Origin of the sequence: Geodermatophilus sp. CPCC 205506, from assembly GCF_051383635.1 — a bacterium.
Classification (GTDB): Bacteria; Actinomycetota; Actinomycetes; order Mycobacteriales; family Geodermatophilaceae; genus Geodermatophilus.
In genome coordinates this window covers 58,330-70,993 of record NZ_JALPKP010000032.1, presented here as the reverse complement: position 1 = coordinate 70,993, position 12,664 = coordinate 58,330, and the positions used below count along the sequence as shown (strand labels likewise).

12 protein-coding genes are annotated in these 12,664 nt (G+C 75.8%); 2 read left to right on the top strand and 10 right to left on the bottom strand.

Annotation, left to right across the window (positions count from 1 at the left end; all coding sequences use genetic code 11):
* Nucleotides 1–281 precede the first annotated feature (281 nt).
* Together idi and paaD are read right to left on the bottom strand one after the other, a co-directional pair.
* The gene (idi, locus tag MY520_RS18195) at nucleotides 282–824 is read right to left on the bottom strand and encodes an isopentenyl-diphosphate Delta-isomerase (RefSeq protein ID WP_436693967.1); all 543 of its coding nucleotides are present in this window, start codon (nucleotides 822–824) and stop codon (nucleotides 282–284) included.
* A gap of 81 nt (nucleotides 825–905) precedes the next feature.
* On the bottom strand, nucleotides 906–1,409 hold the full coding sequence (gene paaD / locus MY520_RS18190; protein WP_436693966.1) for a 1,2-phenylacetyl-CoA epoxidase subunit PaaD: 504 nt from the start codon (nucleotides 1,407–1,409) through the stop codon (nucleotides 906–908).
* Nucleotides 1,410–1,527: 118 nt separating this feature from the next.
* On the opposite strand from paaD, the gene MY520_RS18185 reads away from it, so the two are divergent.
* Entirely contained in the window at nucleotides 1,528–2,361 is an 834-nt protein-coding gene (locus tag MY520_RS18185) for an alpha/beta fold hydrolase (protein ID WP_436693965.1), read from the top strand.
* A gap of 49 nt (nucleotides 2,362–2,410) precedes the next feature.
* Here MY520_RS18185 and MY520_RS18180 read toward each other — a convergent pair whose 3' ends face one another.
* Genes MY520_RS18180 through glnT form a run of 5 tightly spaced genes read right to left on the bottom strand, consistent with a single transcriptional unit; the run spans nucleotide 2,411 to nucleotide 7,821 of the window.
* Nucleotides 2,411–3,529 carry an FAD-dependent oxidoreductase gene (locus MY520_RS18180; RefSeq protein WP_436693964.1) on the bottom strand — a complete coding sequence of 373 codons (1,119 nt, stop codon included), beginning with the start codon at nucleotides 3,527–3,529 and terminating at the stop codon, nucleotides 2,411–2,413.
* Nucleotides 3,526–4,818, bottom strand: coding sequence for an FMN-binding glutamate synthase family protein (locus MY520_RS18175; protein ID WP_436693963.1), 1,293 nt, complete (start codon nucleotides 4,816–4,818; stop codon nucleotides 3,526–3,528). The genes MY520_RS18180 and MY520_RS18175 overlap by 4 nt, the downstream gene beginning before the upstream one ends.
* Nucleotides 4,819–4,828: 10 nt before the next feature.
* Nucleotides 4,829–5,548, bottom strand: a complete 720-nt coding sequence (locus MY520_RS18170; RefSeq protein ID WP_436693962.1) for a hypothetical protein — start codon at nucleotides 5,546–5,548, stop codon at nucleotides 4,829–4,831.
* Nucleotides 5,536–6,429: a hypothetical protein gene (locus MY520_RS18165; RefSeq protein WP_436693961.1), complete on the bottom strand. Its 894-nt coding sequence runs from the start codon at nucleotides 6,427–6,429 to the stop codon at nucleotides 5,536–5,538. The genes MY520_RS18170 and MY520_RS18165 overlap by 13 nt, the downstream gene beginning before the upstream one ends.
* A gap of 30 nt (nucleotides 6,430–6,459) precedes the next feature.
* A complete protein-coding gene (glnT, locus tag MY520_RS18160; protein WP_436693960.1) occupies nucleotides 6,460–7,821 on the bottom strand; it encodes a type III glutamate--ammonia ligase in 1,362 nt (453 codons plus the stop codon).
* Between the two features lie 166 nt (nucleotides 7,822–7,987).
* Between glnT and MY520_RS18155 the strand changes: the two genes are divergently transcribed.
* On the top strand, nucleotides 7,988–9,994 hold the full coding sequence (locus MY520_RS18155) for a CehA/McbA family metallohydrolase (protein ID WP_436693959.1): 2,007 nt from the start codon (nucleotides 7,988–7,990) through the stop codon (nucleotides 9,992–9,994).
* 210 nt (nucleotides 9,995–10,204) lie between these two features.
* Here MY520_RS18155 and MY520_RS18150 read toward each other — a convergent pair whose 3' ends face one another.
* Genes MY520_RS18150 through MY520_RS18140 form a run of 3 tightly spaced genes read right to left on the bottom strand, consistent with a single transcriptional unit; the run spans nucleotide 10,205 to nucleotide 12,662 of the window.
* Entirely contained in the window at nucleotides 10,205–11,176 is a 972-nt protein-coding gene (locus MY520_RS18150) for a heme-dependent oxidative N-demethylase family protein (RefSeq protein ID WP_436693958.1), read from the bottom strand.
* On the bottom strand, nucleotides 11,176–12,153 hold the full coding sequence (locus tag MY520_RS18145) for a PDR/VanB family oxidoreductase (RefSeq protein WP_436693957.1): 978 nt from the start codon (nucleotides 12,151–12,153) through the stop codon (nucleotides 11,176–11,178). Before MY520_RS18145 ends, MY520_RS18150 begins: the two co-directional genes overlap by 1 nt.
* The gene (locus tag MY520_RS18140; RefSeq protein WP_436693956.1) at nucleotides 12,150–12,662 is read right to left on the bottom strand and encodes a dimethylamine monooxygenase subunit DmmA family protein; all 513 of its coding nucleotides are present in this window, start codon (nucleotides 12,660–12,662) and stop codon (nucleotides 12,150–12,152) included. The genes MY520_RS18145 and MY520_RS18140 overlap by 4 nt, the downstream gene beginning before the upstream one ends.
* Nucleotides 12,663–12,664 lie beyond the last annotated feature (2 nt).

The window sequence follows — 12,664 nt, the reverse complement described above, 5'->3', positions numbered from 1 at the left end:
CCGGCCGGGGCGGCAGCGCCGGCTCCGCGGCCGCGGCGGGGACGGGCGCGGCGAGCGCGCGCTCGGGGTGCACGAGGTCGGCGGTCCCGCGGCCGACGGCCGCCCCGGCGACACCCGCGGCGAGGAAGAGCAAGAACCGGCGGCGCTCCATGCGGCGGAAGTTAGGGCGCGTGTCGCACGCGCCCCGGTAGCGACACCGGCGTCCCGAGCGGCTGACACGCCCCGTACCGCAGTCGCTACCCGCCGTCCCCACCAGGGGCCGGGATGGCCATGTCGGCCCTTCAGAGGGGGAGCAGACCCGCCGCCTCGATCAGGCCCGCCTGCTCCCGGCACCACGGTGACCAGGCGTCGTCGCCCTCGATCTCCTGCCGGCGCCGGAACGCCGCCCAGTCCAGCAGCTCCCAGTCGCCGACCTCGCTCGGGTCCGGCGCGGGGGTGCCGGTGAAGCGGCCCAGGTAGACCGGGCAGACCTCGTTCTCCACGACACCGCGGAACTCCGCCCGGTAGCGGTAGGCCGGCAGCGCCGCGCGCAGCTCCGCGACCCGCAGGCCGAGCTCGAAGGCGGCGCGCCGGGCGATGGCGGCGGCGTCGTCCTCACCGGGCCCGGGGTGTCCGCAGACGGTGTTGGTCCACATGCCGGGGAAGGTCTGCTTGCCCTCCGCGCGACGGGTCACCAGCAGTCGGCCGGCGGCGTCGAAGAGGTAGGCGGAGAAGGCGCGGTGCAGCGGCGTCTCGCCGTGGTGGACCAGCGGCTTGGGCATGGTGCCGATCGCCGTCCCGTCGTCGTCGACCAGGACGATCAGTTCCTCCGCGGTGGCCGTCACGCCCTCCATGGTCCCGGATCCGCTCCTCCGCTGCCGGACCCGACCCGGTGGCGCGGGCCCCGGAGCCGGCGGCCTGATCGGCTAGATCTCCTTGACGTGCTCGAACGGCTCGCGGCAAGACCGGCAGCGGCGCAGCGCCTTGCACGCGGTGGCGCTGACCTCGCTGAGCTCCTCGGTGTCGGCCGACCCGCACAGCGGGCAGGACACGCTCCGCCGGGTCGGGCCGGGCTGCAGGGACACGGGGCCGCCGTCGCGCACCGGGGCGGGGCCCGGCGGGGCGATGCCGGCCTCCACGAGCTTGCGGCGCCCCTCCGCGGTGATCCAGTCGGTGCTCCACGCGGGCACCGGCACGGTGCGGACCTCGACGTCGGCGAACCCCGCTTCGCGCAGCGCGCGGTCGAGGTCCGCGTGCATCGTCCCCATCGCCGGGCAGCCGGGATAGGTCGGCGTGATATCGACGACCACGGTCCCGTCGCGCTCCACCCGCACGTCGCGCAGCACCCCGAGGTCGGAGAGCGTGAGCATCGGCAGCTCGGGGTCGGTGACGGTGTCCGCGACGGCCCGGGGGTCGGTTGTGGTGGTCATCACACCCACCCTGTCGCCGTCCCCCGCTGTTGCGCCAGTCCCCGCCGCCCGGTGTCGCCCGCCCGGGCGGCGCGCGACCGACTGGCGGACGGCGCCGCGCCGGGGGCAGGGTGCCGGGGTGGACTGCTTCCGGCGGGACGGCATGGTCTTCGACGTCCGGGACGGCGGACCGACCGACGGCGAGCCGGTGGTGCTGCTGCACGGTTTCCCCCAGGACGCCACCGCCTGGACCGCCGTCGCCGCCGACCTGCACGCCGCGGGGCTGCGCACGCTCGCCCCCGATCAGCGGGGGTACTGCCCCAGCGCGCGTCCGTCCGGCCGCTCGGCCTACCGGCTGCGCGAGCTCACCGCCGACGTGCTGGCCCTGCTCGACGAGGCCGGGCTGGGCAGCGCGCACGTCGTCGGGCACGACTGGGGCGGCGTCATCGCGTGGGCCCTGGCCGCCTGGCACCCGGAGCGGGTGCGCACGCTGACCGCGCTGTCGGTGCCGCACCCCGGGGCGATGACGCGCGCGATCGTCACCAGCGACCAGGCGCTGCGGTCGTACTACATGGGCCTGTTCCAGCTGCCGTTCCTGCCGGAACTGCTGCTGCTGGCCGGCCGCGGGGAGCCGCTGCGCCGGATGTTCCTCCGCAGCGACCTGCCGCGGGACGTGTGCGAGCACTACGTGCGCCGGATGCGGGAGCCGGGCGCGCTCGCGGCGGCGCTGGCCTGGTACCGGGCGCTGCCGCTCTACCCGCGCGACCCGGTGGGCACGGTGCGGGTGCCGACGCTGCACCTGTGGAGCACCGGCGACGCCTTCCTCGGGCGCGCCGCCACCGAGCACACCCGCCGCTTCGTCGACGCCCCCTACCGGCTGGAGGTGCTCGAGGGCGTGCCGCACTGGATCCCGGAGCTCGCGCCCGGGCGGACCGCGGCCCTCGTCGTCCAGCACGTCCGCGAGCACGGCTGACCCGCCATGGAGTGGGATCGCGGGCGTGACGCCCGCGAATCCCCTCCGGTCACCACACCGCGGCCGCCGCCAGGGCGAACCGGGGCTCCGCGCTCCCCCGGCCCAGCACGAGGTCGGCGGCGAGTACGCCGACGAGGGCGGCGAACTTGGCGCCGTGGCCCGAGCACGGCGAGACGACGACGACGGGACCGACCCGGTCGAGCACGAAGTCCTCGGTCGGGGTGGTGGTGTAGAGGCAGCTCGCCTCGGCCACCGGCTCGGGGTCCAGGCCGGGGAGGAACTCCGCCACGTACCCGGCGACCCGCTCCCGCGACGCCGGGTCGACCACGCCGTCCCGGCCGGACGCCGTGGTCGGGGTGCCGCCGTCGTGCTGGGCGACCTTGAAGGCCGGGCGGGAGCCCCCGTCGGCACCCGAGGGCAGGCCGAACAGCTGCAGCTGCCCCTTGTGCACGAACGTCGGCCAGGCCGCGCCGGGGTCCCGGAGCCGGAAGTGGAAGACCTGCTGCTGGGTGACCGTGAGCGGCGGCAGCCCCACCGGCACGCCGAGGGCCGGTGCCAGCTCCGGCAGCCACGGCCCGGCGGCCACGACCACCCGGTCGGCGGCGATCGCCGGACCGTCGGTGCGCAGCAGGACGCCGTCCCCCGCGGGCTCGATGCCGAGGACCCGGGTCCGGCGGAGCACCACGCCGCCGAGCTCCCCCACCCGGCGCACCCAGGCGGCCACCGCGGCGTCGGCGTCGAGCACCCCGGCCTGCGGGTGGAAGAGCACCGGCCCGTCGAACCGCATCCCCGGCCAGCGCGCCTGGGCCTCGGCCGCGGAGAGCAGCTCGTGCGGCACACCCTCCTGCAGCATCAGGCCGGCCAGGCCGACCGGGTCGCGCGCCCGGCCGTGGTCGAGCCCGCCGGTGCTGCGCAGCAGCGTCGTCCCGGTGTCGGCCTCCGCCTCGGCCCAGCGCTCCATCGCCCGTGCGGTCAGCCGGACGTAGAACGGGTCGGCGTAGGCCCGCCGCACGATCCGCGACGTGCCGTGCGAGCTGCCGTGCCGGTGTCCCGGGTCGAACGCCTCCACCAGCGCCACGGACACCCCCCGCCGGGAGAGCTCCCACGCCGTCGCGGCCCCCATGAGCCCCGCGCCGACGACGGCGACCTCCACCCGCAGGTCACTCATCGGCCCGGGATCCAGGACGTCCCGGCCAGCGGCACCCGCGCCATCGCGGCCGCCTCGATGGTCAGCGCCACCAGGTCCTCGGGCTCCAGCGAGTGCAGGTGGGCCTTGCCGCAGGCGCGGGCGATGATCTGCGCCTCCATGGTCATCACCCGGATCAGGTTGGCGACCCGCCGTCCGCCGACGACCGGGTCCAGCCGCGCGGCCAGGTCGTCGTCCTGGGTGGTGATGCCGGCCGGGTCGCGGCCGGCCTGCCAGTCGTCGTAGAAGCCGGCCGCGGAGCCGAGCGCCCGGTACTCCTCGTCCAGGTGCGGGGCGTTGTCGCCGAGCGCGATCAGCGCGGCGGTGCCGATCGCGACGGCGTCGGCGCCCAGGGCCATGCACTTGGCGAGGTCGGCGCCGTTGCGGACGCCACCGGAGACGACGAGCTGGACCTGCCGGTGCAGCCCCTCCTCCTGCAGCGCCTGCACCGCCTGGGGCAGCGCCGCCAGCGTCGGGATGCCGACGTGCTCGATGAACACGTCCTGGGTCGCGGCGGTGCCGCCCTGCATGCCGTCGAGCACGATGACGTCGGCGCCGGCCTTGGCCGCGAGCTTCACGTCGTAGTAGGGGCGGCTGGCGCCGATCTTCACGTAGACCGGCTTCTCCCAGTCGGTGATCTCCCGCAGCTCCCGGATCTTGATCTCCAGGTCGTCGGGGCCGGTCCAGTCGGGGTGCCGGCAGGCGCTGCGCTGGTCGACGCCGACCGGCAGGGTGCGCATCCCGGCGACCCGCTCGGTGATCTTCTGGCCGAGCAGCATGCCGCCGCCGCCGGGCTTGGCGCCCTGGCCGAGCACCACCTCGATGGCGTCGGCCATCCGGAGGTGGTCGGGGTTCATGCCGTACCGGGAGGGCAGGTACTGGTAGACGAGGTGCTTGGACTGGCCGCGCTCCTCCTCGGTCATCCCGCCGTCGCCGGTGGTGGTCGACGTGTCGACCTCGCTGGCGCCGCGGCCGAGCGCCTCCTTGGCCCGGCCGGAGAGCGCGCCGAAGCTCATCCCGGCGATGGTCACCGGCGTGGACAGGTGCAGCGGGTAGGTGGCGTTGCGGTCCCCGAGGACGACGTCGGTGTCGCACCGCTCCCGGTATCCCTCCAGCGGGTACCGGGACATGCTCGCGCCGAGGAAGAGCAGGTCGTCGAAGTGCGGGACGCGCCGCTTGGCGCCGCCGCCGCGGATGTCGTAGATGCCGGTCTCGGCGGCGCGCTGGATCTCGGCGATGGTGGAGCGGTCGAAGGTGGCTGATTCACGCATGGGTGACCCCTCAGTACGCCGAGGCGTTGTCGACGTGGAAGTTGTAGAGACGGCGGGCCGACCCGTACCGGCGGAAGTCCCGCGGGTCGGCGTCCAGGCCGGCGGCGGCGAGCAGCCCGATGAGCTCGGCCAGGTGCTGCGCGCGCACCTCCTTCTCGACGCAGTCGGCGCCCAGCGACCGGACCGACCCGGCGACGTAGATCCGGGCCTCGTAGAGGGAGTCGCCCAGCGCGTCGCCGGCGTCGCCGCACACGACCAGCCGGCCGGCCTGACCCATGAAGGCGCTCATGTGCCCGACGTCGCCGCCGACGACGACGTCCACGCCCTTCATCGAGATGCCGCAGCGGGCGGCGGCCGAGCCCTCGACCACCAGCAGCCCGCCGTGCGCCGTCGCGCCGGCCGACGCCGACGCGTTGCCGCGCACCCGCACGGTGCCGCTCATCATGTTCTCCGCGACGCCGACCCCGGCGTTGCCCTCGACGGTCACCGTCGCGGCCTGGTTCATCCCGGCGCAGTAGTAGCCGACGTGGCCCTCGATGCGGACGTCGATCTCCGCGGTGAGGCCGACGGCGACGTTGTGCCGGCCGTCGGGGTGGGTGACCCGCCAGGCGGGCGCCTTGTCGGCGACGTCGGGCGCGTGCAGGGCCTGGTTCAGCTCCCGGACGCTGGACACCGACAGGTCGACGAGGGCCGGCTCGGTGGCCACCCGCGTCTCGATCAGCGCTGCCATGCGTAGACCTCTTCCGGCTCGGGCTCGAAGATGCGGGCGTGCTCGATGCCGGGCAGGCCGGCGAGGGCGCGGTACTCCGACGCCATGGCGACCCACTGCGGCGTCTCGGCGACGACGGCGGGCTTGCAGGCGATGGCGTCGCGGACGACGGCGAAGCTGTCGCGGGTGCTGACCAGCAAGGTGTAGAAGCCGTCGAAGCGCTCGCAGAGCAGCTTCAGCGACTTCTCCAGGTCGTAGCCGGCGGCCAGTTGCGCGGCCACGAAGCGGGCGCCGACCTCGGAGTCGTTGTCGCTGTCGAAGACCGCACCGGCCGCCGTCAGCTCCCGGCGGATGGTGGCGTGGTTGGCGAACGAGCCGTTGTGCACCAGGCACTGGTCGGTGCCGACGGAGAACGGGTGGCAGTGCGCCGGGGTCACGGCGGACTCGGTGGCCATCCGCGTGTGCGCGACCCCCTGCCAGCCCCGCGCGGCGGGCAGGCCGAACGCGCCGGCCAGCGCCTGCGGGTGGCCCACCCCCTTGAGGACGGCGACCTCCTCGCCGGCGCCGATCACCAGCGCACCGGGGACGGCGTCCCGGACGGCGGCGGCCAGCGTGCCGGGGTCGGTCGCGGCGTGCACGACCAGCGTCTGGCCGGCGTCGACGACCTCGGCGTCGGCGAGGGCGCGGCGCACCGCGGCGCCGACGTCGTCCGCCGTCCGGTCGCCGGTGAGCAGCGAGACGGTGGACGAGCCCGGCGGCGACCAGCGCGGGTCGCCGTAGACGGCGACCCCCGCGGAGTCCGGGCCGCGCTCGGTGACCTGGCACAGCATCCCGGTCAGCAGCTCGCCGAGCCGGGGGTACAGGGAGGGCTCCCGCAGGTGGAGCCCGACGATCCCGCACACGTCAGGGGTTCCTCTCGTCGGTCGGTCGGGTCAGAAGGCGGTCACGTAGCGGTCGACCTCCCAGGGGGTCACCTGCCCGTGCCACTCGAAGAACTCCTCGCGCTTGAGCCCGGCGAAGTAGCCGGCCACGCCCGGGCCGGCGGCGTCGAGCGCGCCGGCGACGACCGGGTCGGCCTCCAGCGCCTCGACCGCGTGCAGCAGGGTCGGCGGCAGCGGGCTGCTGGTGGTGGCGCCCGGGTCGCCCGGGTCGAGACCGCGCCGGACGCCGTCCAGCCCGGCGGCGAGCGCGGCCGCAGCGGCCAGGTAGGGGTTGGCCGAGCCGTCACCGCCGCGCAGCTCGACCCGGTTGCCGTCGGGAACGCGGAGCAGGTGGGTGCGGTCGTTGCCGCCGTAGGACGCCGTGCGCGGCGACCAGGTGGCGCCGGACCGCGTGGAGCTGGCGCCGGTGCGCTTGTAGGCGTTGACCGTCGGGGCGAGCACGGCCTGCAGCCCGCAGGCGTGCTCGATCAGCCCGGCGACGAAGGAGTAGGCCAGCGAGGAGAGGCCGAGGCCCCGCGCGTCGCCGGCGTCCGGGAAGGCCGGTTCGCCGTCCCGCCACAGCGACAGGTGCATGTGCAGCCCGCTGCCGGTGCGGTCGGTGAACGGCTTGCCCATGAAGGTGGCGGTCATCCCCCGCTGCTCGGCGATGACCGACAGCAGGTACCGGAGGGTGACCACCCGGTCGGCGGTGGTCAGCGCGTCGGCGTAGGCGAAGTTCTGCTCGAACTGGCCGTTGCCGTCCTCGTGGTCGTTGGCGTAGTTGCCCCAGCCCAGGGAGTTGATCGCCTTCGACACCTCGGTGAGGTGGTCGTACATGCGGGTCAGCCCGCGGGCGTCGTAGCAGGGGCGGGCGGCGGTGTCCTTCGGGTCGGCCGGGCGCAGCGCGCCGTCCGCGCCCCGCTCCACCAGGAAGTACTCGACCTCGGCGCCGACCTTGAGCTCCAGGCCGAGCGCGGCGGCGCGGGCGAGCTGCTCCTTGAGGATCACCCGCGGCGCGTAGGGCCACGGTTCGCCGAGCACGTGCGGGTCGCAGTGCACGATCGCCAGGCCCGGGCGGACGAACGGCACCGGCATGTAGGACGCCGGGTCGGGGATGGCCATGAGGTCGGGATCCCGCGGCTCCTGGCCCATCGCACCGACCGCGTAGCCGGCGAACCCGACCCCCTCGGTCTGCAGCTCCTCGATCGCCTCGATCGGCACCAGCTTGGCGCACGGCTTGCCGGTCAGGTCGACGAACAGCGCCATGATGAACTCGATGCCGTCGGCGCGGGCGCGGGTGGCGAGGTCGGGACCGGCCGGAGCGGCGGGCAGGGGCGCCGGCGGGGCCTCGGGGCGGGTGGCGGTGAGCGACACGGGGGCCTCCTGGCGTTGCGTCCACTGACGTGAACTGTTGTCGCCTCTGAGTGAACCCAGTGCTCGTTTCCTCCCGGTTACCGCAGCGGAGAGTTCCTGTTGCCCGCCGTCCCACCGACTCCCCGGTCGCTGGTGGTCGCGCGGGCGCGGTGCCACGGTGGGCCCCATGTGCTGCGGCGGTGACCGGGTGCTCGACCTCCCTCCGGCCGTGGTGGAGATGACCGCCCGGTACCGCCGGCTCCAGGAGGAGCAGGGATGGGGTTGGGGCGAGGACTCGCTGCCGGACTTCTTCCGCTGGGCCCGCTTCTCCCTGCTCGGCCCTGCCTTCGACGACTTCGCCGCCACCGGCGACTGGGGCGCGGCGGTGCGGGCGGCCGTCGGCGACGAGGTCCCGGCCGGGTTGGTCCTGGTGACCGTGGCCGCCGACGGGACGGCGGGCGTCCGGTCCGGTCCTCCCCGACCGGGGCTGGCCGGGCGCACCGTCCCGGTGGACGTCGTCGTCGACTCGGCGGCTCCCGTCGAGGTCACCGTCGAGGTGGCGGGCCACCCGGTCCCGGTGCCGGCCGGCGGCACCGGCCTGCGGACGCTGGACGTCGACCCGGCCGCACCCGCGGTGACCGTCCGGTGCGGCGACGGGCCGGCCGAGGTCCTCCCGGTCGAGGCGCGGGCGGCCGCCACCCTCCGGCTGACCGCTCCGCACTGCGTCCGCTGGTCGGTCGTCGACGAGACCGGCGGCGCGTGGTTCGCCGACGGCGTCCCGCACAAGTGGGACGCCGCGCACCGGCCGTTCTTCCACGCCGCCACCGTCGAGCTGGCCGTGCCGGCGGGCCGGCTGCAGGTGACCGCCGCCCGTGGGCTGGAGTACGGACGCACGGAACACGACCTCGACGTCGGCGCCGGGGAGACCGCCGAGGTCGGGTGGGACGCACCCCGGCGCTGCGACCCGGCGGCGGGCGGCTGGTACGGCGGCGACCTGCACGTCCACCTCGACTACAGCGGCGACTCCGTGCTCACCCCGGCCGACGCCGCGCGCATGCAGGCCGGTGAGGGTCTGCACCTGCTGCACCTCACCGCCGGGAACCTCGGCGGCCCGCTCGTCTACGACCGGGAGCTGCTGGCCGAGACCGCCGGGCAGGAGCTGTGGTCCGGAGGGACGACGGCACTGGCCGGGCTGGAGTTCCGCAACGACCTGCTCGGCCACGTCCACGGGCTCGGGCTGACCGGCGTCCCGGCGCTGCTGCACACCGGGCACGAGGGGACCGACGCCCCATGGGACTGGCCGCCCAACAGCGCGGCGTGCGAGCAGATGCGCGACCTCGGGGCACTGACCACCTACGCCCATCCGGTCTACTCCCCCCTCGAGGACGTCGCCGCGCTGTTCGTCCCGCAGCGCACGGTGGAGGCCCGCGAGCTCGTCGCCGACGCCGCCCTCGGGCTGGTGGACACCCTCGAGGTCGTCTCCTGCTTCGACGACCGCGGTGCGGTCGTCCTCTGGCACCACCTGCTCAACTGCGGGCTCCGGCTCACCGCCACGGCCGGCAGCGACGTCTTCCTCTCCTTCTCGCACGGGCCGGGCACCGCCTCCAACCCGCCGGGCTGGGTCCGGGTCTACGCCGGCCTCGGGGACGAGCAGCTGTCGGCGCAGGCCTTCGCCGCAGCGGTGCGCGCCGGGCGGACCGTCGTCACGAACGGGCCGTGGCTGACGCTGGAGGTCGACGGCGCGGGCCCGGGTGCGGTGCTCGACCGCACCGACGGCGACCGGCTCCGCGTGCGGGCCACCGTCACCGGCGAGGCCGACCGGCTCGAGCTGCACGGGCCCGACGGCGTGGCGGCCTCGACCGGCGGGGCGGAGCTGGTCACCGAGGTGGCGGTAGCCGGCGGCCTGTGGCTGACCGCGGCGGCGTACGGCGGCGAGGACCCCGCCGGGGCGCCGGTGTTCGCCACCACCTCACCGGTGTACGTCGACGTCGCCGGCCACCGGACGGCGCGGGCGGCGTCGGCGCGCTGGTGCCTGGCCGCGCTCGACGCCCTGGCCGGGCTCGCCACGTCGCACGGGCGGTTCGCGCCGGACCGCAGCGAGCAGCAGCTCGCCGACCTGCTCGCCGTCGTGGACCGGGCCCGGGCGGTGTACGCGCCGATCGCCGATGACCCGGGGCGGCCGCGGGAGTCCTGACTGCAGGACACCACCGGGGAGGCACCGTGGGACGGTTCGACGGCCAGGTCGCGCTCATCACCGGGGCGGCGCACGGGCAGGGCCGCCGCCACGCCGTCCGCGTCGTCGGCCTGATGCGGACGTGGGCCAACCGGCCGGCGCCGACGGGTTGCCGAGGCGGACGTCCCCCGTCCCCGAGGGGCAGAAATGGCCATCTCTGCCCCTCGGGGGTCAGCCGGTGCGGAGCCAGTCGACGGCGGCAGCGCGGAAGCGGGTCAGGCCCTTGTAGTCGGCCATGTCGTCGGGCAGCTCGGCGAGCACCGCGGCGAACCGGCTCCGCCACTCCGGCACCGCGGCCAGGTCGCGCAGCGAGAGCAGGTACGTGCGGATGAGGAAGCAGATCGCGTTCGAGGCGCCCAGCCGGACCAGGTGCTGCACCTCCACCCGCAGGTGCAGCCGGTCGGGCAGCGCCGGGTCCGCCACGACCAGCCGGCGGTCGCGGCCCCACTCCGGATAGGTCTCGGTCGAGGTGTCCAGCCGCCGGTCCACGGTCATCGTCCAGTTGGTCCGCCGGTACTCCTGCCCCGGCTGCAGCCGCATGAGGAACTGCTCGGCGCGCTGCACCACCCCGGCCTCGTGCACCCGCGGCACCGGACCGTGCACCTCGAGGAAGCGCATCCCGACGTCGAAACCCATCGACCAGTCGGCGGCGGAGGTGACCAGACCGGCGTCGGCCCACAGCGAGCCCTCGCGCTGGTCGAGCAGGACGACGTCCTCCTGCACCTGGCTGCCGAGGAACGCCAGCGGCCCGCCGGGAAGCGAGTCGTCGTCCCCCACGACGAAGGACGCCGACGTGCCGATCAGGTCGTTGCGCCAGGACCAGCGGTCCCCGTGCCGGCGCAGCGCCATCGCGTCGGGGTACGTCGCGGCGAGGTCCGGCAGCAGGGTGAGCAGCGCGTCCCAGGCCGCGACGCGCATGTGCGGCAGCTGCTGGCAGCGCATGGGGTCGGCGGCCAGCACCGTGCGGCGCAGCGCCAGCTCGGCCGCGTAGCCGTCGTCGACGTGGAGCAGCCGGTCGCCCCACGTCCCGGCGGCGGTGACCACCGGACGGCGGGCCGGCTCGACGTTGGTGGAGTAGCGGTAGGTGTCGTCCGGGAACGGGAACGGGAAGCGGGCGGTCCGCTCGGGCAGCACGGCGGGCATCACAGGTCCAGCTCCAGGTCGTCGTCGGCGCAGCGGGAGACGCAGGCCATGACCGCGTCGCCGGCCGCGCGCTCGGTCTCGGACAGGTAGAGGTCGCGGTGCAGCGGGCGGCCGGACCGCACGGGCAGCCGGCACTCCCCGCAGACGCCCTGCCGGCACATCGACGGGACGGCGACCCCCGCGCCCTCCAGGGCCGAGAGCAGCGAGACACCCGCGGGCACGGGCACCGACATCCCGCTGCGGGCCAGGCGGGCGGTGAACGGCGCACCCGGGTCCAGGTCGGCCGCGGCGAACCGCTCGGCGTGCACCCGCTGCTCCGGCCAGCCCAGCGCCGCCGCGGTCTCCTCGACGGCGGCGATCAGCGGCGGCGGCCCGCACACGTAGACGTGCGTGCCGACCGGCTGGGACGCCAGGGCCGACGTGAGGGCGTCGAGCATCGCCGGCGTGGAGTCGTGCGCCTCGAGCCGCTCCCCGCACAGCTCGCGGAGCTCGGCCAGGTGGGCGCCGGCGCCCGGCCGGTGGCCGTAGAGCAGCCGGAACGAGCGGCCCCACCGGACCGCGGCCCGGGCGTGCGACAGCATCGGCGTGATCCCGATGCCGCCGGCCACCAGCAGGTGGTGGCGGGCGGTCGACACGGGGGCGAAGGCACTCCGCGGCCGGGAGGTCAGCACGGGATCGCCGGGCCGCAGTCGGTGGACGAACGCCGAACCGCCGGCGCCGTCGGGGCACAGCAGCACCGAGATCCGGTACTCGTCGGTGGGCGCGCCGTCGCCGGTGAGCGAGTAGGCGTTGCGCCGCTCGCCGCACGCGAGCACCAGGTGGCTGCCCGGTGGGTGGCCCGGCAGCAGCCCGCCGTCGGGACGGCGCAGCGCGACCGACCGCACCCCGGGTGCGGCGTCGGCGACCCCGGCCACCTCGAGCAGCAGCCCGTCGGCGGCGACCCCGGCGGAGGGACGGGAGTCGAGCACCGCCGTCACGCCACCTCCTCCGCGTCGGCCATGTAGCCCAGGTAGCTGCCCGACCGGCGGGAGACGTGCCAGTGGACGACCAGCCGCCGCCCGCAGCCGGAACAGCCGGTCTCGGCGCCCACGTCGACCTCGGCCTCGGTCGTGGTCCGGCAGTGCGGGCAGAAGACCCGCTTGCGGCCGGTGTCGGTGACGGCCGTGCGGACCTCGGCGTCGAGCAGGCCCCCGTCCACGGCGACCGCGCGGGCGGCGAGGACGTCGGCCTCCGGGCCGGCCAGCATGAGCCGCCAGCCGACGCTGCTCGCGGCGACCCGCCGGGCCAGCTCGTCGAGGACGGCGGCGTCCGCGGCCCCCGTCGTGGTGGCGGTGACCGGCGTGCCCGGCGGCACCTGCGGCAGCCACCGGCGGACGGCGGCGACGCCGGCCGGACCGAACCCGAGCATCGCCACCGACCGCGCGGCGGGGTCCACGCCCGGGTCGCCGGCCGGCCAGCGCGGGACGCTGGTGTGCGCTCCCCCCATGC